A 21,959-nucleotide genomic window follows, 5' to 3' on the forward strand; every position below is an offset into this window, starting at 1 on the left:
GGGGATCTCAGGAAGCGAACCGCAAGGCGGACGCCGCGGTCGCGGCGGCGCGATGTCATGCTCCGAGCCTAGGGGTTCATCGTTGCGCGGCCATTCGCGCAATTGCCGATAATGCGCATTATGTCAGTTCGAGGAGAATCACGTCGTGCAACGGGCGAACTAAGGCGTCCCCCGCAACGCCTGGGTCTCTTCACGATTGATCTCCGTGGCGCGCGTGAAGAGCTCCTCGGCGAACTGGAGCTGCTCGTCGCTCAGCGTCTCCAGGTAGTCGGCCCAGCGTGCCGCGATTCGTCCGTAGATCGGCCCCACCTTCGCCAGAACCGTCTCGGGCACCGCCGTGACGATGACCCGGCGGCGGTCCGCCCCGTCGCGCTGGCGGGTGACGTAACCCGCCCGCTCCAGGCGGTCGATGACGGCGGTGATCGCCCCTCCGGCGGTCATGCCCGTGCGCTCGGCCAGTTCCCCCGGTGTCGCCGGGCCCTCGCTCATCAGCAGGCCCACCGCCTGCATGTCGGTGCTGTTGATGCCGCCGTAGCGTGCAACGGCATCCTGGAAGAGCACCGCTCGCGCCATGAAATTGCGCATGACGTCTGCCATGCGCTGAATCGATGCGTCCCGCGTTGACTCTTCCACCGGCATCCGCTATTCTCTCCAAATACGAGAGGCTCCATATGCGAGAGTCTCCAGCTCACTCCACACTAGCAAAGGTTCTTCGCTCATGCCCAGAGCACTCGTCATCGGCGCCGGCATCGCGGGTCCGGCCACCGCCCTCTTCCTCACGCGGGCCGGGTGGGATGTCGAAGTGTTCGAAGCCGCCGACTCCCCCGACCCGTACGGCGGGCTCTTCCTCAACGTCGCGACCAACGGCCTCGCGGTGCTCGCACAGCTCGGGCTGCGGGAGCGCCTGCTGACAGATGCACACAGGGCGTCGCGCATGGTGATGCTCAGCGGAACCGGGCGCACCCTCGGCGAAGTGCCCAACGGTCCCGCCCGCGACCTTGAGCGAGGCAGCGTCATCGTGCGGCGAGCCTGGCTGCACCAGGTGATCCGCGAGGCCGCGACGGCCGCCGGCATCCCGTTCCGCTCCGGCGCGCGCCTGGCCTCCATCGAGGAGACGCCGACCTCTGTGCACGCGCGCTTCGCCGATGGAAGCACCGCGGAGGGCGACATCCTCATCGGGGCCGACGGCATCCATTCCCTCACCCGGCGCTGGATCGATCCGTCGGCACCGGTCCCCCGCTACTCGGGACTCGTCGGCACGGGCGGGATCGCGCGGATCGACGGGCTCCAAGCGACGCCCGACGCCCAGCACTTCGTCTTCGGGGCGCGCTCATTCTTCGGCTATCTGGTGCGGCACGACGGCACCGCGTACTGGTTCGCGAACCTGACGATGCCCGAGCCGCCCCGAGGGTCGCTCACGGGCGTCTCGAGCGCGGAGTGGCTGATCGAACTGCGTGACCTGCACTCGGACGATCCGAGTCCGGTGCCGCAGATCCTGGCCGGCACCGACGAAGAGCTGACCGGGTACCCGATCTACCATTTGGCCGGTGTGCGCTCCTGGAGCCGGGGGCGCGTCGTGGCCGTCGGTGATGCGGTGCACGCGGCCTCCCCCAGTTCCGGGCAGGGCGCGTCGCTCGCGCTGGAGGATGCGATCACCCTGGCGCGGTGCCTGCGCGATCGACCGGACCGCGCCACCGCCTTCGCGGACTACCAGGCCGTTCGCGCGCCGCGGGCGGAGGCGGTGGTCCGCTACGCGCGCCGCATCGACGCGCAGAAGCGGGTGACCAAGAGCCGTCTGGGCATCGCCATCCGGGACTGGATGATGCCTCGCTTCCTGAAGAACGCCGCCGACGACACCCGCAACGACTGGCTCTACAACCACGAGATCCCCTGGGAGCGACCGGTCGAGGGGGCCGCCGCGAAGCAGCCTCAAACGGGCGGGTGACCTCAGGCCTTTTCGCCGTTCGCGGTCGCCTCGATCCAGTCGATCGCCTCGTCGGAGAGGTAGAACCCGTCCGGTCCCTCTTCGCCGATCCACCGTGCGTCCGAGGTGAGCGAGCCGCCGGCCGCGACGATCTTGGTCAACACGTCCGGGGCGACGGCTTCCCCGTTGTGGGTGACCAGCCATTCCTTTGCGGTGGGGTCGATCTTCGGCCACCACTCGATGATCTCCATACCGCGAGCCTGTCACCCTGCGCAGCCGACGGAAAGGCCGCAGTGCGTTGGGCGGTGGAGACGCTCCTGGGTGGGTCGCGATACGTTTCACGCGTGAGTTCATCACCCGTCGCCCCATGTCTGGAGAGCCGATGATGTCCGGCGGCGAGGTCGTCGCACTTTTCGGATCGTTCCGTGCAGCGGGCATCCGGGCGTGGGCGGGCGGCGGTTGGGCCGTCGACGCGCTGGTCGGCCGGCAGACGCGCGAGCACGGCGACCTCGATCTTGCCGTGGACAGCGTGCACCTCATGGGCCTCCTCGACCTCCTCGACCGCGACGGCTTCTCCGTCACCGTCGACTGGGCGCCTTCGCGACTGGAGCTCACGGCAGCGGACGGGCGCGTGGTGGACATCCATCCCGTCGCATTCGGTGCTGACGGCAGCGGAGTGCAGACCGGACTCGGCGGCGGGAGCTTCCACTACGCCGCGGATGGCTTCACCATCGGCACGATCGAGGGCGTGCCGATCCCGTGCCTCTCGGTGGATCAGCAGCTGCGGTTTCGGGAGGGATACGCACCGCGACCCGTCGATGTGCACGATGTCGCGCTGCTGATGGAGCTGGCCCGCGGTCGTGGACAGGCCGGGTGACCTTCGCCGGCTCACCTGTGGCCTCCTCCGGCGGACTCCACCACCACGAGCTGCTGCGTAGCTCGGGTCATCGCGACGTAGCGATCCACCGCTCCCTCGATTCCCGTGCCGAACCGATCCGGATCGACGACCACGACGAGGTCGAACTCGAGGCCCTTCGACAGCTCCGGCGTCAGCGACCGGACCCGTGTGGTCTCCGGGAGGCTCGTGTCGCCGATGACGCAGGCGATGCCCTCCGCGTGCGTCGCCAGCCAGTTCTCGATGAGAGCCGGCAGCTCGGAGGCCGGCGCGTGCAGCACGGGGATGCCGCTGCGTCGGATCGGGGTCGGCACATTTGCGTCGGGAAGCGCCGCCCGGATGACCGGCTCCGCTTCGGCCATGATCTCTTCGGGCGTGCGGTAGTTGATGCTGAGGGACGCGAGCTCGACGCGGTCGACCCCGATCCTGCGCAGCCGCTCCTCCCACGATTCCGCGAAGCCGTGTCGCGCCTGCGCCCGATCCCCCACGATCGTGAAACTGCGGGAGGGGCATCGGCCTAACAGCATCCGCCATTCCGCGTCCGTGAGCTCCTGGGCTTCGTCGACGATGATGTGCGCGAACGGCCCGGCGAGCACCTCCGGCTCGGTCCGCGGCAGAGTGGATTCGTTCGCCAGGGCGTTCTGCAGGTCCTCCCCCCGCAGCATCGACATCACGAGCATCTCGGAGTCATCCGACGCGATGAGATCCGCCACGACGTCCGCCATCCGGTCGCGCTCTGCAGCGGCCGCGGCTTCTTCGCGGCGTCGGCGCCTGGAAGCCTCCGGGTCGCCGACCCGCCGCCGGGCGGCATCCAGGAACGGAAGGTCGGAGACCGTCCATGCCGCGGGGTGTCGCCGTTGCAGCGCCGACACCTCGGCGGCACTCAGCCACGGCGCACAGGCCGCGAGGTAGGCGGGAACCGACCACAACTCGCCGACGACGCCCGCCGGGTCGAGCAGTGGCCAGGCGTTGGTGAAGGTCGTGGTCAGTTCCTCGTTCTGCGCCAGCTCGCGGCGCAGCAGCTTCGGTGGCACGCCGGCGTCGTCGAGCTGATCGGTGAGGATGTCCAGCAGGGCCCCCCACACCTGGTCCCGCGCCTCGTTGTGCGGTGTGCCGGGGTCGGCGGCGTCGAACGCCTCGGCCCACTCGGCGGCGCTCAGCCAGAGGTCCGCCCAGGGCGTCTCGACCAGCAGGCCCCTCGACGGCGGACGCTCGTGATGGGCGACCGCCGCCTCGATCGCCCTCTCGACCTCGCCGGACGACTTGAGGCGCGCCACGTCAGCATCCGGCTCCGGCTGTGCCGTCGCCCCTTCTGCCACGAGGTCTCGCAGGGTGCAGATGTGCACCGCCTCCTCTCCGAGGCTCGGCAGCACGTCGTCCACATAGGCGAGGTACGCAGGACTCGGACCCACGAAGAGCACCCCGCCTCCCCCTCGGGTGAGCCTCGGCTCGGAGTACAAGAGGTAGGCCGCGCGGTGCAGGGCCACGACGGTCTTTCCCGTACCGGGTCCGCCGTCGACGACGAGGGCGCCTCGGGAGCCGGCCCGAATGATGGCATCCTGGTCGGCCTGGATCGTGCTCAGCACATCGCGCATCCGGGTCGACCGGCTGCTCCCCAGGCTGGCGATGAAGGCCGACTGATCGTCGAGGGCCGCGTGACCTTCGAGACCGTCGGGGCTGAAGACCTCGTCCCAGTAATCGCTGATCCGGCCGCCGGTCCAGCGATATCGCCGCCGGCTCGTCAGGCCCATCGGGTTCGCGTGGGTGGCACCGAAGAACGGTTCGGCCGCGGGCGAGCGCCAATCGATCAGCAGACGAGCGCCGTTCTCGTCCGTGAGGCCGAACCGCCCGACGTACAGCGGCTCCGGATCATCCGCTCGGACCATCCGTCCGAGGCACACATCGAGCCCGAAGCGGCGCAGCAGACGCAGTCGTGCGGTGAGCTGGTGGATCTGGATGTCGCGGTCCATCGCCTGCTGCCCCACGCCGCCCGGTGCCAGGCGGACGGCATCGACGCGGTCGGAGAGGTCAGCGATCGAGTGCTCGAGGGTCTCGGCGATCGTCGCGAAGCGTTGTTCATCGTCCGCGATCAGCGCGGGATCGGCCTTGGCGGCGAGACGGTCGGGAAGGCGGAATGCGCCGGCGGTGAGAGTCACGATCAACGAGTCTGCGCCACGACCGGGGTCTTGCCGCAAGCCCCCGGTCGCGCTATAGATTGAGAGTGGAAGGGAGAGTTTCTCCCTTCCTTTCGTGTTTCCGGGACACCCCCTCGCCGACCGCGCCGCACACGCCGAAGCCGCCGGCATCCGTGGGATGCCGGCGGCTTCGCCGAACGAGGCTCAGACGACGGGCGGGTCGTCCGTGCGGCTGGTGGCCTGGCGGGTCACGCGGTCACCGCTGACCGGGTCGACGCTCGTGTGCGAGGTCGCCACGCTCTGGCGCTTGCGCAGCATGAGCACGAGTCCGATGACGAAGACGACCACGCCCGCGCCCATCAGGATGTAGCCGATCAGATCGAGGTTGACGTAGCTGACCTCGACATTGACTGCGAATGCGAGGATCGCCCCGATGACGAAGAGGACGACTCCTGTGCCGATACTCACGATGTTTCTCCTTCCGGCGGCTCGCGGGCGAGACCACCTGCGGCGCGCCGGGTCTCGGCCGCCGCAACGCCACCATAATCCCGCGCCGGCGGCGAACGCGGTAGCCCGTTGACAACGATTTGCACACACCGCTACGCCCGCATCCGGACCTCTCGATGGGTGGCCGACTGCCGTATGGCGTGCAGTCGCATCAGCCCGGCGCACGTCACCACGGTCACCGCGACGTGGCAGAGCGACAGGGCGAGCGCGCTCGCGGCATCCAGATCGGTCTGCAGAGGCATGGCGACGATCGAGCCGAGACCGGCGATCACCGTCAGCACCAGGGCCGTCGGGGTGACCCATCGCCAGGCCACCGGCAGCAGCGCCGCGATCGTCATCCCGACGCCCACCGGCACCGCGGTGAACCATGGGTTGCTCCGTTGGCAGCGGCGACTGCTACCGGGTCAGGTACGCTTCGATGCGATCGAACGCGCCGACCCAGACGTCGGTCTCGAAGAAGTCACGGACCTCGGGAACGGGGAAGCCCGACTGCAGGACGGTGACGAGGGTGCCGCTCCCCTGCTCGGCGAAGGTGATCTCGATGCGCGTCGTCATCGTCATCCCGTCGGGGCTGCTGCCGACCGATTCCGTCACCAGGCGATGAGGGCGGTCGATCTCGAGGAAGGTCTGCGTCTCGCGGAACAGCGTGTTCTCATCGGGACCCCACACGGCCGTCTGCACTCCCCCGACGCGGAGGTCGGTGGTGACCTCGACGATCCCGGGCCGCTCATCCAGGATGGTGAACCAGACCTTCTGCTTCTCGGCATCCGTGTAGGCGTCGAAGACGGCATCCGGGCTCGCGGGGATGACCCGCGTCATCCGCATCTCGATGGTCTCGGCGTCGCGCGCCGGGCTTTCCTGTGTCATTCCGATTCTCCGTTCGTGGTGGTGTTGGTGTTCTGATTCGTGCGAAGCGTGAAGTATGCCTCCAGTCCGTCGAGGCGGCGCTCCCAGAGCTTCTGGTAGAACGTGATCCAGGCCATGGCGTCGTCCAATCGCTCGGTGCCCAGCCGGCACTGCCGGCTACGACCGACCTTTTCGGTGACGACGAGGCCGGCATCCTCGAGCACCTGCACGTGCTTCTTCATGCCCGTGAGCGTCATGCCGGCGGGCGCGGCCAGTTCGGTGATCGAGGCGGGTCCCTCACCCAGACGCGCGAGGATCTCCCGCCGCGTCGAGTCGGCCAAGGCCGCGAACGTCGCGTCGAGCGCTAATTGCTGAACCATAAGGTTCACTATACGACACTGAACCAGAAAGTTCAATGATGCGGATGTCGGAGGCGCTGATTACCGTGAATTCATGCCACGCACCATCTTCTACACCGCCACGACGTTGAACGGATTCCTGGCGGACGATGCCGACTCGCTTTCCTGGCTGTTCGCCGTACCGGGCGGCGAAGGGGGCGAGGGCGGCGAAGAGAACGGGATCCAGAGCTTCCTCTCCGACGTGGGAGTGCTCGTCCAGGGATCCACGACATACGAGTGGGTGCTCGCGCACGAAAATCTCGTCGACCAGCCGGAGAAGTGGCCGGAGTACTACGGTGCCCGTCCGACCTTCGTCTTCACCTCGCGTACGCTGCCGGCCGTTCCGGGTGCCGACGTGCGATTCGTCTCGGGATCCGTGGTGGACGCCTGGCCCTCGATCGTCGAAGCGGCCGGAGGAAAGGACGTCTGGGTGGTCGGCGGGGGTGACCTCGCGGGGCAGTTCGCGGATGCCGGGCTGCTCGATGAACTGCTCGTCACGATCGCCCCGGCCACTCTCGAGTCGGGTCGGCCGCTCCTCCCCCGACGACTCGAGTGGCCCCGCCTGAAGCTCGAGAAGCTGCGGCAGGTCGGTCAGTTCGCGGAGCTCACCTACTCGGTGCACCCGGCCGATGGCTGAGCGGTCGCGTGTTCGCGTATCGCTCGAGCAACGCGACGACGCGACAAGTTCGGACCACCGGATCTGGGCGCTGACGGCCGACGGCGAGGACGTCGGTTCACTGGAGGCGGATCGCCTCGGAGGGCGCATCGATGTCCGTCTGTTCGTCACCGAGGCGCGGCGCGGACGAGGGGTGGCCACGGCGGCCCTCGGGCAGTTCCTCGGGCTGCGGGCGTGGCCGGATGCCCAGACGCTTCGCATCACGTTGGACCCCGACAACCGGGCCGCGGCGGCGGTTGCGGCGTCGGCCGGATTCTCGGCGTCCGGGAGCGACGCCACAGGGTCGGAGCACTGGGAGCGGGCGGCCCCGGGTCCGCGGCGGCCGCGATCCGGACCGGGGCGATTCGTCGACGCGGATGGTCGTATCGACCGGTTCCCCGTGAGAGCGGCCGAGCTGCGGGAACTGCTCGCGTGGGTGGCCGACCGTACCTTCTCCCCCGGTGAGGTGCTGTCGGAACGGGCGCTCAACGAACGGCTGAGCGGCCTCACGAACGACGTCGCGCTGCTGCGGCGGCACATGGTCGACCATGGTGTGCTCGCGCGCACGAGGTCGGGGTCCGAGTACTCCCGCGCAGAGCCGTGAGCTGTGGATAACTTCCGGAGCTTCGAGGCCGGCGGATTACCGTAGTCGGGTGACTTCTCGCCGATTCGGAACCCTCGTGACCCTCGCGGTGGTCGCCGGGCTCCTCAGCGGCTGTGTCGGAGAGCCAGCGCCTGCCGAGACGACGCCGGCGTTCGTGTCCGAGGACGAGGCGTTCGCCGCGGCCGAGGAGACCTATCGGGCGTACGTGGATGCCGTGAACCAGGTGGACCTCAGTGACCCGGAGACGTTCGAGCCGGTGTTCGCGTTGACGACCGGAGAAGCGAACGCCGCGGCCCGCGAGTCGTTCTCGCAGATGCACGCGGACGGCTGGGCCGTCGCGGGCGATTCGATACCGACAGTCATCGAGGATGGCGCACAGGAAGGGTTGCCGGACAGTTTGCAACTCTCGATCTGCCTGGTTGTGTCGGATGTGCGCGTCCTCGACTCTGAGGGTGCCTCAGTCGTCAGCGACGACCGCGGCGACGTGCATTCAATGACGATCCACCTGGATGCATCGCGGAGTGCGCCAGACGGATGGCTCGTGTCCGAGATCGAAGGGCGCGAGGGCGATCCGACGTGTGGCTCCGAGTAGCTGCCGCCGCGGCGCTGGTCGTATTACTTGCAGTCGTCGAGACTCCGGCTTGGGCCGACGATTGCGATCGACTGGGTTGGACCGGATCGTGTGAAGTCTCGAATTCAGGCGACCAAGTCGACATCGGCGGGTCACTGAACAGCCCGGGATCATCCCGTCCCGACGGCGGTCCATCGAATCGCCCCTCGAACCCGGATGCGAAGGCGGATTCTGCGCCGGAACCCGAAGAGGTCTGCCCGCCGGTCATCGGATGTCGTGGCAACTACACCGTCGTGACACTCCCAGACGTGACTCTGGCCGACATCGCATCGTTCGTGCCGGCGAAGCCGGAGCTGTCGGGCGAGCCCGCCGGGCTCGGGGTGCTGGGGATGCCGACGAACGTCGTGGCCGCGGCATCCGAGCAGCGCATCGCCGGCACGCTCTTCGACTTCGCCGTGACGGTGCGGTTCGTGCCTGCCGGCTTCCGGTTCGCCTATGGAGACGGCTCCACCCGCACGAGCGGAACGGGCGGGACCAGCTGGGCCGCGCTTGGGCAGGCGGACTTCACGCCTACCGACACGAGCCATGTCTACCGCACCCGCGGAACGTACCCCGTGTCGGTCACCGTGCTGTACTCGGCATCCGTCGACTTCGGCACCGGCAATTGGCGACCGGTGCCCGGATTCGTGGAGGCGACCACCGGAGGCTACGACGTCCGCGTGGTCGAGGTGCACACCGGACTGGTGGACAGGACCTGCATCGAGAATCCCACCGGACCGGGCTGCTAAGCGGCCGTCGGCTCCAGCGTCGTCCACGACCCGTACTTGGGCTCGCGACCATCACCCGACGACGTGCCGGTGAGTCGCCGGCGCACCCACGGCCCCACGTGCTCCCGGTAGTACTGCGCCCGGCGCAGCCGCTCCACCTCCGGAAGCTCGGGAAGCGACCACCACTCCTCCGGCCGCGGCACGCCGAGCGCATCCAGCACTCGGGCCGCGACACGGTGGTGCCCACGGGAATTCATGTGCAACCGGTCCTCCGACCAGAACGGGGGCGTGCCGAGCTCCCGATCAGGCCAGTTCAGCGCACGGATGACGTCGGGACGGTCGGCGATCCGATCGTTGACGGCGACCGTCAGCAGATCGCCACGTCGCTGCATGACGCGGCCGAGCGGAAGCTGTCCCGAGGGGTTCGCGCCCGACAGCAGGATGAGCCGCACGCCCTCTTCGTCGCAACGGCGCAGCACGTGGGTGAATGCGTCGGCGATGCGCTGAACGTCCGCCTTCGGCCGCAGCATGTCGTTGCCGCCGCCGTTGAACGAGAGATGCGTGGGCTTCAGCGTGAGCGCGGGCTCGAGCTGCTGGTCGACGATGGGCCAGACGAGCCTGCCCCGGATCGCCAGGTTCGCATACTCGATCGGCTCGCCGATGCCGTCGGCCCACCCCTGCGCGGCGATGTCGGCCCAGCCTCGGGTGCGCCCATCGGGAAGCTCGTCGCCGACTCCTTCGGTGAACGAGTCGCCGATGGCGACGTAGCGAACGGATGACACTCCCCCACCCTACGGGGGTCAGCGGGCGCCGGCTCAGCGGTCATCCAGTGCGAGTCCTCGCTTGTCGACCAGCCCCCACGCCGCACCGGCAGCGACGAGGAAGAAGACGGCGAAGACCACGAAGAGCAGCGGAGCACCGCCGACTGCGAGCAGGATCGGCACAGACAGCGGCGCGCCGATCGAGGCGATGCGCCCGACGCCGGCCGCCCACCCGGACCCCGTGGCCCGCAATGATGTCGGGTACATCTCGGGCGTGACGGCGTACAACGCGCCCCACGCGCCGAGGTTGAAGAACGACAGCGCCATCCCGCTGATGATGACGGCCGCCTCGGTCGTCGCGGTCCCGAAGAACACGGCCGCCACCGCCGATCCGACGAGGAACACCGACAGTGTGAGGCGGCGTCCCCAGACCTCGATGAGCCACGCGGCGACGGCGTATCCGGGCAGCTGGGCGAGCGTGATGATCAGGGTGAACCCGAAGGAGCGAACCAGGTCGTACCCGGCCGCCACGAGGATCGTCGGGATCCAGATGAACGCTCCGTAATAGGAGAAGTTCACGCAGAACCACACGAGCCAGAGGCACGCCGTCCGCACCCGGAACTCGCGGGTCCACAGTGCAGCGAGGCGCTGGCCCGCGCTCGGCTGGGGTGGTGCGACGACGGATGCCTCGGCGGAGGCATCCGGGTCGATCGGTGCTTCGACGCCTGCGGCCTCCTCGAAACGCCGCACGACAGCCTCCGCGTCGGCGGAACGACCGCGTCGCTCCAGCCACCGCGCCGACTCGGGCAGGGCCCAGCGCACCACGAGCGCATAGGCGGCGGGCAGCGCCCCGAGCGCGAAGGCCCAGCGCCATCCATCGGGCGAACTCGGGATGACGAGGAAGCCGATCAGCGCGGCCGCGGTCCAGCCCACCGCCCAGAAAGCCTCGAGGATGACGATCAGCCGCCCCCGCATGCGCGCCGGCGCCAGCTCGCTCACGTACGTCGACGCGACGGGAAGCTCGGCACCGAGACCGAGACCCACGAGAAACCTCAGGACCAGCAGCATGGCCAGCCCGCCGACCAGGGCGGACGCACCGGTCGCGAGCCCGTAGATCACGAGCGTGACGGCGAAGACCTGGCGGCGGCCGATGCGATCGGCCAGCAGCCCGCCGACGCTGGCGCCGACCGCCATCCCGACGAAGCCGATCGACGCGATCCACGACGCCTGCGACGGCTCGAGGCTCCACTGCACCGCCAGCGACGCGATTATGAAGGAGATCAGCCCCACATCCATCGCGTCGAGGGCCCAGCCGATCCCCGAGCCCGTCAGCACCTTCAGGTGCTGGCGGGTGAAGGGCAGTCGGTCCAGCCGCTCCGAGCGCGTCGCAGCGACCTTCATCCGGGCATCCGTCATCCCGCCATCGTACGGATCAGGAGACGCGACGGGGCTGCTCGGCCAGCAGTTCCTCCACCATCGGCGCGACGCGCGTGCCGTACAGCTCGATGCTGCGCATCAGCTTGTCGTGCGAGAGGGTGCCGGTCGAGAACTTCATGTCGAACCGCTGGGCGCCGAGCGTGCGGACGGTGTCGGCGATCTTGCGCGCGACCGTCTCGGGCGACCCGGCGTAGATCGAGCCCTCGGGTCCGACGTCGTGCTGGAATCGCATCCGGCTGTACGGGGGCCACCCGCGCTCCCGGCCGATCGTGTTGTTCATCGACTCGAAGCCCGGGTACGCCTCCTCCCACGCCTGCGCGTCCGTCTCGGCGATGTGGCCGGGCGAGTGGATGCCGACGGGGAGCTCCTCGCGCTGAAAGGAGTCGAGGGAGCGGTGGTAGAGGTCGACGAACGGCCGGAAGCGGCCGGCCGGCCCGCCGATGATCGCGAGCATCAGCCCGAGACCGTGGCGCGCGGCACGCACGACGGACTCAGGCGTTCCGCCGACGCCGATCCACGCCTTCAGACCGTTCTCCGTCTTCGGGAAGACGTCGGCGTCCACCAGTGGCGCGCGGGTCGTGCCCTGCCAGGTGACGGGCTTCTCCTCGAGCAGGCGGGTGAAGAGGTCGAGCTTCTCCTCGAACAGCACCTCGTAATCGCGCAGGTCGTAGCCGAACAGCGGGAACGATTCGATGAATGATCCGCGACCGAGGATGACCTCCGCGCGGCCGCCGCTCACGGCATCCAGGGTCGCGAAGCGCTCGTAGACGCGCACCGGGTCATCCGAGGAGAGCACGGTGACGGCGGTGCCCAGATGGATGTCGCGCGTACGCGCCGCCGCGGCGGCGAGCACGATCTCAGGGCTCGAGATCGCGAACTCCGGCCGGTGGTGCTCCCCCACTCCGAAGAACGCGAGTCCGACCTGGTCGGCGAGCACCGCCTGCTCGACGACGTTGCGGATCGTCGCCGCGTCGCTGATCGGCGTGCCCTGCTCGTCCTGCGTCACGTCGCCGAAGGTATCGAGGCCGAGGTCTACTGTGCGTGATCCGCTCACGGTGCACCATCCTGTTCTATTCACTCGCATGCAACCGTGTGTTCGGCGGTGACATTCCCGGCCAGCATATGGCGGCGTATCGTGTGACCGTGAGCCTCTTCGCCGATCGAGCGGACGCAGGCCGCCGTCTGGCAGAGGTGCTGGAGAGGTGGCGGGGTCAGGACGCGGTCGTCTGCGGCATCCCGCGAGGCGGCGTCGTCGTCGCCGCAGAGGTGGCGCGGGCACTCGGGAGACCCCTGGATGTGGCGGTGGTCCGCAAGCTCGGTGCTCCCAGCAACCAGGAGTTCGCCGTCGGCGCGATCGCCGACGGGGTTCGTGTGGTGAGTCCCGGCGCGGTGCAGAACGCCGGAGTGACGCCGGAGCAGCTCAACTTCGTCGAGGATATGGAGCGGGTCGAGCTGCGACGGCGCATCGAGCGCTTCGGCCAGCCTCGCCTGGACGTCATCGGGCGGACAGCGATCATCGTCGACGACGGGGTGGCCACCGGCGCCACGGCGATCGCCGCCTGCCAGAGCCTCAAGGCGCGCGGCGCTGCGAGCGTGGTGCTTGCGACGCCCGTGGCTCCGGCGAACTGGCGACCGGGTCAGGACGTCTGCGACGAATACATCTGCCTCGCTCCTCAGCCGGACTTCTGGGCGGTCGGGCAGTTCTACGACGACTTCACCCAGACCGAGGACGCCGAGGTCGAGCGGCTGCTCCGCAACGCCTGAGCCTGCCGAAGCGTCGCGCTTCGGCAGGCTCAGCGACCGCGGGTGCGGCACAGCGACCGCGGGTGCGGCTCAGCGACCGCGGGTGCGGCTCAGCGACCGCGGGTGCGGCTCAGCGACCGCGGGTGGGGCCCAGCGACCGCGGGTGTGGCTCAGCGTTCGCGGACGGGACTCAGCCCTTGAGAAGCGCCGTCCGCAGGGTGTCCAGCCCGACGCTGCCGACGTCGAGGGCCCGCTTGTGGAACTCCTTGATGGAGAAGTCCTCGCCCTTCTCCGCCTCGTAGTCATCCCGCACCTGCTCCCAGATGCGCTGGCCGACCTTGTACGCCGGAGCCTGCCCCGGCCACCCGAGGTAGCGATTGACCTCGAACTGCACGAACTCGTCCGACATGTTGACGTTTCGGCGCATGAACGCCAGCGCGTAGTCGTGGTCCCACGCGCCTTCGCCGTCCAGGCGCGGCTTGCGCAGGTGCACGCCGATGTCGAGCACCACGCGCGCGGCCCGCATCCGCTGGCCGTCGAGCATCCCGAGCCGGTCGGCCGGATCATCGAGGTAGCCGAGCTGCTCCATCAGGCGCTCGGCGTAGAGCGCCCACCCCTCCGCGTGACCGGAGGTGCCGGCGACCAGGCGCCGCCATGAGTTGAGCTCACCGCGGTTGTAGACCGCCTGCGCGATCTGAAGGTGGTGCCCCGGCACGCCCTCGTGGTAGACGGTCGTCAGCTCGCGCCAGGTGTCGAACTCCGTGACGCCCTCGGGAACCGACCACCACATGCGGCCGGGACGCGAGAAGTCATCGGTGGGGCCGGTGTAGTAGATGCCGCCTTCCTGCGTCGGAGCGATCATGCACTCGAGCGTTCGGATCTTCTCCGGGATGTCGAAGTGGGTCCGGCCGAGCTCCTCGACGGCGCGATCGCTCGTGATCTGCATCCACTCCTGCAGGGCCTTCGTGCCATGCAGCTTGCGCGACGGGTCTGCCTCGAGGAAGGCCACGGCCTCCTCGACGGATGCCCCGGCCTTGATCTCCCTCGCGATGGACTCCTGCTCGGCGACCATGCGGGCGAGCTCCTCGACGCCCCACTCGTACGTCTCGTCGAGGTCGATCGTCGCCCCGAGGAAGCGGCGGGAGCGCAGAGCGTAGAGCTCACGGCCGACGGCGTCCTCCTCGCCCGCCTCGGGCGCGAGTTCGTTCGAGAGGAACGAGGCGAGTTCGTCGTAGGCGACGCGGGCGGCGTTGGAGTTGTCGGCGATCTCGCGAGCCAGCGATGCGGGCAGCTGACCGTCCTTCGGGGCGGCGTCGGCGGCGAACGCGGCGAAGAAGCCGGTGTCGCTCGTGTACCGCCCGATCTGGGTCACGACCTCGGACACCTGACGGCGCGCGGGCACGACGCCCTGCGCGATGCCCTCGCGCAGTCTGGCGACGTAGCCGTCGACCGCACTCGGAAGAGCCTTGAGTCGCGCCGCGATGACGGACCAGTCATCGGCCGTGTCCGACGGCATGATGTCGTACGCGGCGCGGAGGTCCTGGGCGGGCGAGGCGATCACGTTGAGGTCGCGGAGGTACCACTTGGCGTCGTGCGTCTCGATCGCGAGCCGCAGTTCGCGTCCCAGGTCCTCCTTGGTGACCTCGTCGATCGCGTCGACGGGAACCGCGCCGTCGAGGGCGGTGAGAGTCGATCTCGCCGCGTCCACCAACTGCTGCTGACCGTCGGGCGAGAAGTCCGGGTAGCGGTCGTTGTACTCCGAGCGGCCGATGTAGGTGGCGAGGTACGGGTCGAGCTCTGCAAGGGTGTCGACCCACGCGTCGGCGATCGTGTCGACGGGCGTGGGGGTCCGGGGTGATTCAGTCATGAGGTCGAGCCTATGCACGGGACCGGCGTGCCATCCAGTCGGCGACTCACATGAACCCGATCGGATCCGGTCGCGCGGCTCCGCTCGGCTAGTGCGCGGCCTCGTTCCAGTCCATTCCCCGGCCGATCTGCACGTCCAGCGGAACCGAGAGGTTCGCCGCGTCGCCCATCCGCTCCTGGACGATCTTCTCGGCGGCATCCCACTCCCCCGGTGCCACCTCCACCACCAGCTCATCGTGGATCTGCATGAGCACGCGCGACCGCATGCCCTGTTCGCGGAGGGAGTCGTGGATGTGGAACAGCGCGATCTTCATGATGTCCGCCGCACTGCCCTGGATCGGGGCGTTCAACGCCGCGCGCTCGGCGTTCTCGCGGAGGACGCGGTTGGGGCTGGCGAGGTCGGGGAAGGGCCGGCGGCGCCCGAAGATCGTCTCGGTGTAGCCGTCGACCTTCGCCTTCTGCACGGAGGAGCGGAGATAGTCGCGGACCGCCCCGAAGCGGGCGAAGTACTCCATCATGAGCTGCTTCGCCTCGGTCTGCTCGATGCGCAGCTGCTTGGACAGCCCGAACGCCGAGAGGCCGTAGACGAGCCCGTACGACATCGCCTTGACCTTGGTGCGCATGGCGGGCGTGACATCTCGCGGCTCGACGCCGAAGACGCGTGCGCCGACGAAACGATGCAGGTCTTCGCCGCTGTTGAAGGCCTCGATCAGTCCGGGGTCTTCGGAGAGGTGGGCCATGATGCGCATTTCGATCTGCGAGTAGTCGGCCGTCAGCAGCGCCTCGTAGCCCTCGCCCACCTCGAACGCGGATCGGATTCGGCGGCTCTCCTCGGTGCGGATGGGGATGTTCTGCAGGTTCGGATCGGTGCTCGAGAGACGGCCCGTCTGGCTGCCGGTCTGCAGGTACGTCGTGTGCACGCGGTGATCCGGGCCGATCGCGACGTCGAGCGACTCGATGATCTGACGAAGCTTCGTGGCCTCGCGGTGCTGCAGGAGCAGGTCGAGGAAGGGATGCGGGGCCGCCTCCTGCAGATCGGCCAGGACCGCGGCATCCGTCGAGTATCCCGTCTTCGTCTTGCGGGTCTTGGGCAGCTGCAGCTCCTCGAACAGCACCTCCTGCAGCTGCTTGGGAGAGCCGAGGTTGACCTCGCGCCCGATCGCCGCATACGCCTCCTGGGCGATCCCGTCGGCGCGTTCGGCGAGCGTCGAGGAGAAGTCGGTGAGCTTCTCGTGCGACACGGACACGCCAGCGAGCTCCATGTCGGCGAGGGTCGACAGCGTCGGCAGCTCGATGTCGGTGAGCACCGTCGACACGCTCTCTGCCAGCTCGGCGCGCAGCGCGGCGGTGACGCGCAGGGTGTACCACGACAGCTGCCCGGGCGTGGCTCCCTCCGTCTCCGGAACGAGCTGCGTGGGGTCGGACTCGGGCAGCTTCTCGTCGAGATAGCGGTCGACGAGGTCGGCGAGCTTCCTGTCGGGGAAGCTCGGACGCAGCAGCCAGCCCGCGAGGATGGCGTCGAACGCCAGGCCGCCGAGGCGCAGTCCTGCCCGGCGCAGCGCCTTCACCTGGGGCTTGGCATCGCTGAAGATCTTCGGGGAGTCGGAGGCGAGCCACTCCGCGAGCGCCTCGGAGATCTCGGGTGTCCATGCGGCTTCGACCGCGGCATCCGGCGTGGCGAAGCCGATGCGAGACGGCAGGCCGGCCGCCTCCAGGATCGTGACGCCGACCTCACCGTCGGCGTCGCCGAGCCACGCGCGGAGCTCCCCCGGCGCCAGCTCGGTCGGCACGGGCATCGGAACCGAAGCCGCCGATGTCACCGCTGCCATCTGCTGCTCGATGCCGGCGAGCTCGGCGACCCGAGGGATCAGGGTCTTGAACTCCAGCCGCGCGAAGATGTCGCGCACGGCCTGCGCATCCATCGGCTGCACTTCGAGGTCGGCCACGGAGACCCGCAGCTCGACGTCGCGCAGCAGGCGGTTGAGGCTGCGATTGCGCCGGACGTCGTCGAGGTGCTCGCGAAGATTGCTGCCGACGACGCCCGTGACCTTGTCGGCGTTCTCGAGCAGGGCGTCGAGCGAGCCGAACTGGCCGAGCCACTTGACCGCCGTCTTCTCCCCGACCTTCGGCACACCCGGCAGGTTGTCGCTCGTCTCGCCGACCAGAGCGGCGATGTCGGGGTACTGCTCCGGCGGCACCCCGTACCGGTCGAGAACGGCCTGGGTGTCGTAGCGCTTGAGCTGGGAGACGCCCTGCACGTTGGGGTAGAGGACCGTGATGTTCTCGTTGACCAGCTGAAGGGTGTCCCGGTCTCCCGAGCAGACCAGCACATCGAATCCGGCGGCCTCGCCCTCGGTGGCGAGCGTCGCGAGGATGTCGTCGGCCTCGACGTCTTCCTTGTGCAGCACCTTGATGCTCATGGCGGCGAGGCAGTCCTGAAGGATCGGGACCTGGCCCTTGAACTCCGACGGGCTCTCGGACCGGTTGGCCTTGTACTCGGCGTACTCACGGCTGCGGAACGACTGCCGGGAGGTGTCGAAGGCGACCGCCATGTGCGTGGGCCTCTCGGCCTTGATCAGGTTGATCAGCATGGAGAGGAACCCGTAGATGCCGTTGGTGTGCTGCCCGTCCTTCGTGGAGAAGTTCTCGACGGGGAGTGCGAAGAACGCCCGATAAGCGAGCGAGTGGCCGTCGACGAGGAGGAGGGTAGGCTTTGCGGAGTCCGTCACCATGTCAGCCTAGCCACGGGTGGGGACATCGATTCCCACGCCGCCGTGCCCTCTGGAGTGCCGCCATGACCGACACATCACCGACGCCCGGAGACGGATCGGAGCCCGTCAACGGCATGGAATGGGCCTTCCGTCGCGGCATGGGAGCCCTCGCCGAGAAGATGGGCATGGAGTTCCTCGAGTTCTCCCTGGAGCGCTGTGTGGCGACGCTGCCCGTCGAGGGGAACACGCAGCCCGTGGGGCTCATGCACGGCGGGGCGTACGTCGTGCTCGGCGAGTCGCTCGGCTCCATGGCCGCCAACCTGCACGCCGGTCCTGGCCGGCTCGCCGTGGGTGTCGACATCAACGCCACGCACACGCGCTCTGCGACGTCGGGCGTCGTGACGGGGGTCTGTACGCCCGTTCACCTCGGCCGCAGCCTGACGGTGCACGAGATCACCGTGAGCGACGAGCAGGGCCGCCGGCTCTCGACGATCCGCATCACCAACATCATCCGGGACGCGCCCGTCTGAGTCGGCCGCGGCGGCCCACGAGTCGGGCCCCGCCGGGTGGGGGCTACGCCTTCTTGGGCGCGAGCTGCTCGATGATCGCCTTGGCGACATCCTGCATCGTCAGACGGCGGTCCATCGACGCCTTCTGGATCCAGCGGAACGCCTCGGGCTCGGTGAGGCCCATCTTCTCGTTCAGCAGGCCCTTCGCGCGGTCGACGAGCTTGCGGGTCTCGAAGCGCTCGACCATGTCGGCGACCTCGGCCTCGAGCGTGATGATCTGCTGGTAACGGCTGAGGGCGATCTCGATCGCGGGGAGCAGGTCGTTGGGCGTGAACGGCTTCACGACGTACGCCAGAGCGCCGGCCTCGCTGGCGCGCTCGACGAGCTCCTTCTGGCTGAAGGCGGTCAGCAGCACGACGGGGGCGATGTGGTTCTTGCTGAGCTTCTCGGCGGCGCTGATGCCGTCGAGCTGCGGCATCTTGACATCCATGATCACGAGATCGGGGCGCAGCTCGGTCGCGAGCTGCACGGCCGTCTCACCGTCTCCGGCCTCGCCGACGACATCGAATCCGTTGTCGCGGAGGATCTCCACGATGTCGAGACGGATGAGCGACTCGTCTTCTGCGACCACCACGCGGCGGGGTGCGGGCGTCGTAGGGGTATCGCTCTGTTCTTGCTCAGTCACTCTTGAATCCTACGGTATGGTCAAGAACGAACGCGGGCCGGTGTGGCGGAATGGCAGACGCGGAGCACTCAAAATGCTTTGTCCGAGAGGGCGTGTGGGTTCGAGTCCCACCACCGGTACGGCATGAGGGCGCCCATCACGGGGCGCCCTCCTCCTTCACCCGGACCGCCGGCAGCCCGCGGCCGCGGCATCCGTTCAGCCGACGGCGGCGAGTGCCCCTCGGGCGCGCATCCGCCGCACGTTGAGCTCGTTCAGGCCTGCCAGCAGGGCGAGAAGAACGACGGATGCCGCCACGACGGCCGTCGCGTCGACCCACTGCGCGATCGGCACGAGCGCCCATGGGAGCACGATGCCGGCCGGTCCCCAGAGGACCACATCCCTCTTCGCGGCGCCGTAGCGGAGTGCCTCGGCGGCGCACGTGAGGAAGAACAGCGACACGCCGGCGGCGAGGCAGACCGCCGCCCCTGCGGGCAGGTGATGCCCGGCCTCCGCCACCGCCGTCCCCAGCGCCGCGGCGAACATCGTGATGCCGGCGATGAGCAGGAACGGCAGATACATCACGGTGTCCCGCAGCCCGCCGATGCTTCCCCGCAGCTGCAGGCCGCGCAGTCCGCGCTCCGCGGCCACGGCGCCGTAGCCGAAGAAGATCCACGCCAGCACGGAGACGGCCAGCAGCCCGAGCACCGCCGTGACGGCGGGCAGCGGAGCCCAGTGTGCGTCGAACTCGGCGATGATCGAGAGGATCGACTCGCCGAACACGATCACGACGAGCAGGCTGATCCGCTCGACGAGGTGGTCGATGTCCAGGCTCGCCCGCAGCCACTCGGCCTGGCTCCCCAGCGCACTCAGCAGCGCCACCTCGATGGCCACCGCCATCACCCACAGCAGGAACTGCGAAGGCGGTGGGACGAAGATGGACGCCACCCAGAGACCCGCCGTCACGATCGAGTAGAGCACGGGCCGCCAGAGCGGCACGCCGACCTTCTCCCGCTTGGCGAACCACGGTGCGAACCACACGATCCGGATGACGGCGTTGCCGATCGCGAAGGCAGCGGCACGGTCGCCGAACGCTTCGGGGACGGCGGCCGCCATCACCCCGATCGCCACCATCGCGATGGTGACGGACACCCAGATGGATGGCGTCACGCGCGCACCGAAGAGGTTCATGGTGAGGCTGGCGTTCACCCAGGCCCACCACGCCGCGGCCAGGAGCCCGAAGAATGCGCCGGCCTGCACCCAGCCGGGGTCCCCGTGCATCGTATGGGCGATCTGGCCGATGTACGCGACCATGACCAGGTCGAAGAACAGTTCCAGCCAATGGACTCGGCGACCGCTTCGACCGGGTGCCTGCGCGTCATCCACGGCGACAGCATAGGGCACGTCCCCCGCCGGAGCGGGAGACGTGCCCTGGGTGGCTGCGGGGCCGGTTATGCGTCGAGCTTGTAGACCGGGGCCTTGCCGTGCACGGCGTCGCCGATCTTGTGGATGCGGATGTCGTTGGTGGAGCCGATGATTCCGGGGGGCGATCCGGAGATCACGACCACCTTGTCGCCGACCTTGGCGAGGTCGTTCGAGAGGAAGTAGTCATCGACCTGGATGAACATGCGGTCGGTGTGGGCGACGTGCTCGACGAGGGCCGACTGGATGCCCCAGGTCAGGGCCATGCGGCGACGGATCGCCGGCTCGGGGGTGAAGCCGATCATGGGGATGTGCGGCCGCAGACGCGACATCCGGCGTGCGGTGTCGCCCGACTCGGTGAAGATGCAGAGGTACTTCGCCTCGACGAACTCCGCGACCTCCATCGCGGCGAGCGTGATCGCCCCGCCCTGGGTGCGGGGCTTGGTCGTCAGCTTCGCGATGCGCTCGAGACCGTGGTCCTCCGTCGATGCGACGATCCTCGCCATCGTCTCGACGACGACCACCGGATACTTGCCGACGCTCGTCTCGCCCGAGAGCATGACCGCGTCGGCACCGTCGAGCACGGCGTTGGCCACGTCGCTGGTCTCGGCCCGGGTGGGGACGGGGTTGTCGATCATCGACTCCAGCATCTGCGTCGCGACGATGACCGGCTTGGCCATGCGCCGGCAGAGCTCCACCGCGCGCTTCTGCACGATCGGCACGGCCTCGAGCGGCAGCTCGACGCCGAGGTCGCCACGGGCGACCATGATGCCGTCGAACGCGTCGATGATCTCTTCGAGGTTGTCGACCGCCTGCGGCTTCTCGATCTTGGCGATCACCGGGACGTGACGTCCCTCCTCGGCCATGATGACGTGCACGCGCTGCACGTCCTTCGCGCTCCGCACGAACGAGAGCGCGATCAGGTCGGCGCCGATGCGCAGGCCCCACCGCAGGTCCGCCTCGTCCTTGTCGGACAGAGCAGGCACGTTGACCGCGACGCCGGGCAGGTTGATGCCCTTGTTGTTGGACACCGGGCCCGCCACGATGACCTTGGTGGTCACGACCCTGTCCTCGACCTCGACGACCTCGACGCGCACCTTGCCGTCGTCGATCAGCAGGAAGTCGCCGGGATTCACGTCGTCGGGCAGCCCCTTGAAGGTCGTCGAGACGATCTCCTTGGTGCCCTGGATGTCATCGGTGGTGATCTTGAAGATGTCGCCGACCTGCAGATCGTGCGGTCCGTCGGCGAACTTGCCGAGGCGGATCTTCGGGCCCTGCAGGTCGACGAGCACGGCCACAGGCCGGCCCGCGTCATCCGCCGCACGACGCACGTTGGCGAAGTTCGCCTCGTGCACCGAGTAGTCGCCGTGGCTGAGGTTCATGCGGGCGACGTCCACGCCGGCGTCGATGATGGAGCGAACCATCTCGTACGACGATGTGGCCGGCCCAAGGGTGGCGACGATCTTGGCGCGTCTCATCCGTATGTGCTCCGAGTCGGTTGGTGATGTGGGGGGAGATCGGGAACGCCCTGAAAGGGCGGCAAATGC

At 68.7% G+C, this 21,959-nt stretch carries 23 protein-coding genes and 1 tRNA gene; 9 read left to right on the top strand and 15 right to left on the bottom strand.

Translation table 11 applies throughout. The features are described from left to right. Nucleotides 1–159: 159 nt before the first annotated feature. Nucleotides 160–597 carry a MarR family winged helix-turn-helix transcriptional regulator gene (locus tag ACPW96_RS10600; protein ID WP_425883051.1) on the bottom strand — a complete coding sequence of 146 codons (438 nt, stop codon included), beginning with the start codon at nt 595–597 and terminating at the stop codon, nt 160–162. A 121-nt stretch (nt 598–718) separates the two neighbouring features. Here ACPW96_RS10600 and ACPW96_RS10605 point away from each other — a divergent pair, with 121 nt between their 5' ends. Then, nucleotides 719–1,945, top strand: a complete 1,227-nt coding sequence (locus tag ACPW96_RS10605) for an FAD-dependent monooxygenase (RefSeq protein ID WP_425883053.1) — start codon at nt 719–721, stop codon at nt 1,943–1,945. A 2-nt stretch (nt 1,946–1,947) separates the two neighbouring features. Here the strand turns inward: ACPW96_RS10605 and ACPW96_RS10610 are convergent, their stop codons facing one another. Then, complete coding sequence (locus ACPW96_RS10610; protein WP_425883055.1) at nt 1,948–2,175, bottom strand: hypothetical protein; 228 nt, start codon at nt 2,173–2,175, stop codon at nt 1,948–1,950. Between the two features lie 116 nt (nt 2,176–2,291). Here ACPW96_RS10610 and ACPW96_RS10615 point away from each other — a divergent pair, with 116 nt between their 5' ends. Next, nucleotides 2,292–2,801 (top strand): nucleotidyltransferase domain-containing protein, encoded by a 510-nt coding sequence (locus ACPW96_RS10615; protein WP_425883056.1) that lies wholly within the window; start codon nt 2,292–2,294, stop codon nt 2,799–2,801. An 11-nt stretch (nt 2,802–2,812) separates the two neighbouring features. Here the strand turns inward: ACPW96_RS10615 and helR are convergent, their stop codons facing one another. The 5 genes from helR to ACPW96_RS10640 form a co-directional block, all read right to left on the bottom strand. Next, nucleotides 2,813–4,975, bottom strand: a complete 2,163-nt coding sequence (gene helR / locus ACPW96_RS10620; protein WP_425883057.1) for an RNA polymerase recycling motor ATPase HelR — start codon at nt 4,973–4,975, stop codon at nt 2,813–2,815. Nucleotides 4,976–5,158: 183 nt separating this feature from the next. Beyond that, nucleotides 5,159–5,422 (bottom strand): DUF6458 family protein, encoded by a 264-nt coding sequence (locus ACPW96_RS10625; RefSeq protein ID WP_425818219.1) that lies wholly within the window; start codon nt 5,420–5,422, stop codon nt 5,159–5,161. 131 nt (nt 5,423–5,553) lie between these two features. Continuing rightward, a complete protein-coding gene (locus ACPW96_RS10630) occupies nt 5,554–5,799 on the bottom strand; it encodes a hypothetical protein (protein WP_425883058.1) in 246 nt (81 codons plus the stop codon). A 58-nt stretch (nt 5,800–5,857) separates the two neighbouring features. Then, a complete protein-coding gene (locus ACPW96_RS10635) occupies nt 5,858–6,328 on the bottom strand; it encodes an SRPBCC family protein (RefSeq protein ID WP_425883060.1) in 471 nt (156 codons plus the stop codon). After that, nucleotides 6,325–6,687 (bottom strand): ArsR/SmtB family transcription factor, encoded by a 363-nt coding sequence (locus ACPW96_RS10640; protein ID WP_425883062.1) that lies wholly within the window; start codon nt 6,685–6,687, stop codon nt 6,325–6,327. The genes ACPW96_RS10635 and ACPW96_RS10640 overlap by 4 nt, the downstream gene beginning before the upstream one ends. Before the next feature lie 73 nt (nt 6,688–6,760). On the opposite strand from ACPW96_RS10640, the gene ACPW96_RS10645 reads away from it, so the two are divergent. The 4 genes from ACPW96_RS10645 (at nt 6,761) to ACPW96_RS10660 (ending at nt 9,323) form a co-directional block, all read left to right on the top strand. Then, on the top strand, nt 6,761–7,342 hold the full coding sequence (locus tag ACPW96_RS10645) for a dihydrofolate reductase family protein (protein WP_425818227.1): 582 nt from the start codon (nt 6,761–6,763) through the stop codon (nt 7,340–7,342). Next, nucleotides 7,335–7,964 carry a GNAT family N-acetyltransferase gene (locus tag ACPW96_RS10650; RefSeq protein ID WP_425883064.1) on the top strand — a complete coding sequence of 210 codons (630 nt, stop codon included), beginning with the start codon at nt 7,335–7,337 and terminating at the stop codon, nt 7,962–7,964. The genes ACPW96_RS10645 and ACPW96_RS10650 overlap by 8 nt, the downstream gene beginning before the upstream one ends. Nucleotides 7,965–8,013: 49 nt before the next feature. Further along, complete coding sequence (locus ACPW96_RS10655; RefSeq protein ID WP_425883065.1) at nt 8,014–8,556, top strand: hypothetical protein; 543 nt, start codon at nt 8,014–8,016, stop codon at nt 8,554–8,556. Between the two features lie 287 nt (nt 8,557–8,843). Then, complete coding sequence (locus ACPW96_RS10660) at nt 8,844–9,323, top strand: hypothetical protein (RefSeq protein ID WP_425883067.1); 480 nt, start codon at nt 8,844–8,846, stop codon at nt 9,321–9,323. Here the strand turns inward: ACPW96_RS10660 and ACPW96_RS10665 are convergent. The 3 genes from ACPW96_RS10665 to ACPW96_RS10675 are packed head-to-tail and all read right to left on the bottom strand — an operon-like array spanning nt 9,320 to nt 12,554. Next, a complete protein-coding gene (locus tag ACPW96_RS10665; protein WP_425818235.1) occupies nt 9,320–10,084 on the bottom strand; it encodes an SGNH/GDSL hydrolase family protein in 765 nt (254 codons plus the stop codon). The two genes, ACPW96_RS10660 and ACPW96_RS10665, sit on opposite strands and share 4 nt — an antisense overlap. Nucleotides 10,085–10,117: 33 nt before the next feature. After that, nucleotides 10,118–11,479 (bottom strand): MFS transporter, encoded by a 1,362-nt coding sequence (locus ACPW96_RS10670; protein ID WP_425818237.1) that lies wholly within the window; start codon nt 11,477–11,479, stop codon nt 10,118–10,120. A 16-nt stretch (nt 11,480–11,495) separates the two neighbouring features. Beyond that, nucleotides 11,496–12,554, bottom strand: a complete 1,059-nt coding sequence (locus ACPW96_RS10675) for an LLM class flavin-dependent oxidoreductase (protein ID WP_425883068.1) — start codon at nt 12,552–12,554, stop codon at nt 11,496–11,498. 89 nt (nt 12,555–12,643) lie between these two features. Here ACPW96_RS10675 and ACPW96_RS10680 point away from each other — a divergent pair, with 89 nt between their 5' ends. Next, complete coding sequence (locus tag ACPW96_RS10680) at nt 12,644–13,264, top strand: phosphoribosyltransferase (RefSeq protein ID WP_425883069.1); 621 nt, start codon at nt 12,644–12,646, stop codon at nt 13,262–13,264. A 169-nt stretch (nt 13,265–13,433) separates the two neighbouring features. On the opposite strand, the gene ACPW96_RS10685 is transcribed toward ACPW96_RS10680, so the two are convergent. Further along, the gene (locus tag ACPW96_RS10685; protein WP_425883070.1) at nt 13,434–15,110 is read right to left on the bottom strand and encodes a DUF885 domain-containing protein; all 1,677 of its coding nucleotides are present in this window, start codon (nt 15,108–15,110) and stop codon (nt 13,434–13,436) included. Nucleotides 15,111–15,198: 88 nt separating this feature from the next. Further along, a complete protein-coding gene (gene polA / locus ACPW96_RS10690) occupies nt 15,199–17,838 on the bottom strand; it encodes a DNA polymerase I (RefSeq protein ID WP_425883072.1) in 2,640 nt (879 codons plus the stop codon). A gap of 65 nt (nt 17,839–17,903) precedes the next feature. Here polA and ACPW96_RS10695 point away from each other — a divergent pair, with 65 nt between their 5' ends. Further along, nucleotides 17,904–18,350 (top strand): PaaI family thioesterase, encoded by a 447-nt coding sequence (locus ACPW96_RS10695; RefSeq protein WP_425883074.1) that lies wholly within the window; start codon nt 17,904–17,906, stop codon nt 18,348–18,350. Nucleotides 18,351–18,393: 43 nt separating this feature from the next. Here ACPW96_RS10695 and ACPW96_RS10700 read toward each other — a convergent pair whose 3' ends face one another. Beyond that, entirely contained in the window at nt 18,394–19,014 is a 621-nt protein-coding gene (locus ACPW96_RS10700) for an ANTAR domain-containing response regulator (RefSeq protein WP_425818247.1), read from the bottom strand. Nucleotides 19,015–19,050: 36 nt separating this feature from the next. Here ACPW96_RS10700 and ACPW96_RS10705 point away from each other — a divergent pair. Next, nucleotides 19,051–19,133 (top strand) — tRNA-Leu (locus tag ACPW96_RS10705). A 76-nt stretch (nt 19,134–19,209) separates the two neighbouring features. Here the strand turns inward: ACPW96_RS10705 and ACPW96_RS10710 are convergent. Both ACPW96_RS10710 and pyk read right to left on the bottom strand, forming a co-directional pair. After that, entirely contained in the window at nt 19,210–20,376 is a 1,167-nt protein-coding gene (locus ACPW96_RS10710) for a low temperature requirement protein A (RefSeq protein WP_425883076.1), read from the bottom strand. Nucleotides 20,377–20,441: 65 nt separating this feature from the next. Beyond that, a complete protein-coding gene (gene pyk / locus ACPW96_RS10715; RefSeq protein WP_425818251.1) occupies nt 20,442–21,890 on the bottom strand; it encodes a pyruvate kinase in 1,449 nt (482 codons plus the stop codon). Nucleotides 21,891–21,959: the final 69 nt, after the last annotated feature.

It is taken from the genome of Micromonospora sp. DT81.3 (assembly GCF_049847225.1).
Lineage (GTDB): Bacteria > Actinomycetota > Actinomycetes > Actinomycetales > Microbacteriaceae > Microbacterium.

Excerpts from the sequence above, each read along its gene's own strand:
- ACPW96_RS10610 (WP_425883055.1), bottom strand. The coding sequence starts at position 2,175 with ATGGAGATCATCGAGTGGTGGCCGAAGATCGACCCCACCGCAAAGGAA.
- ACPW96_RS10615 (WP_425883056.1), top strand. The coding sequence starts at position 2,292 with ATGTCTGGAGAGCCGATGATGTCCGGCGGCGAGGTCGTCGCACTTTTC.
- ACPW96_RS10685 (WP_425883070.1), bottom strand. The coding sequence starts at position 15,110 with ATGACTGAATCACCCCGGACCCCCACGCCCGTCGACACGATCGCCGAC.
- ACPW96_RS10640 (WP_425883062.1), bottom strand. The coding sequence starts at position 6,687 with ATGGTTCAGCAATTAGCGCTCGACGCGACGTTCGCGGCCTTGGCCGAC.
- ACPW96_RS10645 (WP_425818227.1), top strand. The coding sequence starts at position 6,761 with ATGCCACGCACCATCTTCTACACCGCCACGACGTTGAACGGATTCCTG.
- ACPW96_RS10650 (WP_425883064.1), top strand. The coding sequence starts at position 7,335 with ATGGCTGAGCGGTCGCGTGTTCGCGTATCGCTCGAGCAACGCGACGAC.
- ACPW96_RS10600 (WP_425883051.1), bottom strand. The coding sequence starts at position 597 with ATGGCAGACGTCATGCGCAATTTCATGGCGCGAGCGGTGCTCTTCCAG.
- ACPW96_RS10635 (WP_425883060.1), bottom strand. The coding sequence starts at position 6,328 with ATGACACAGGAAAGCCCGGCGCGCGACGCCGAGACCATCGAGATGCGG.
- ACPW96_RS10605 (WP_425883053.1), top strand. The coding sequence starts at position 719 with ATGCCCAGAGCACTCGTCATCGGCGCCGGCATCGCGGGTCCGGCCACC.
- pyk (WP_425818251.1), bottom strand. The coding sequence starts at position 21,890 with ATGAGACGCGCCAAGATCGTCGCCACCCTTGGGCCGGCCACATCGTCG.
- ACPW96_RS10670 (WP_425818237.1), bottom strand. The coding sequence starts at position 11,479 with ATGACGGATGCCCGGATGAAGGTCGCTGCGACGCGCTCGGAGCGGCTG.
- ACPW96_RS10695 (WP_425883074.1), top strand. The coding sequence starts at position 17,904 with ATGACCGACACATCACCGACGCCCGGAGACGGATCGGAGCCCGTCAAC.
- ACPW96_RS10630 (WP_425883058.1), bottom strand. The coding sequence starts at position 5,799 with ATGACGATCGCGGCGCTGCTGCCGGTGGCCTGGCGATGGGTCACCCCG.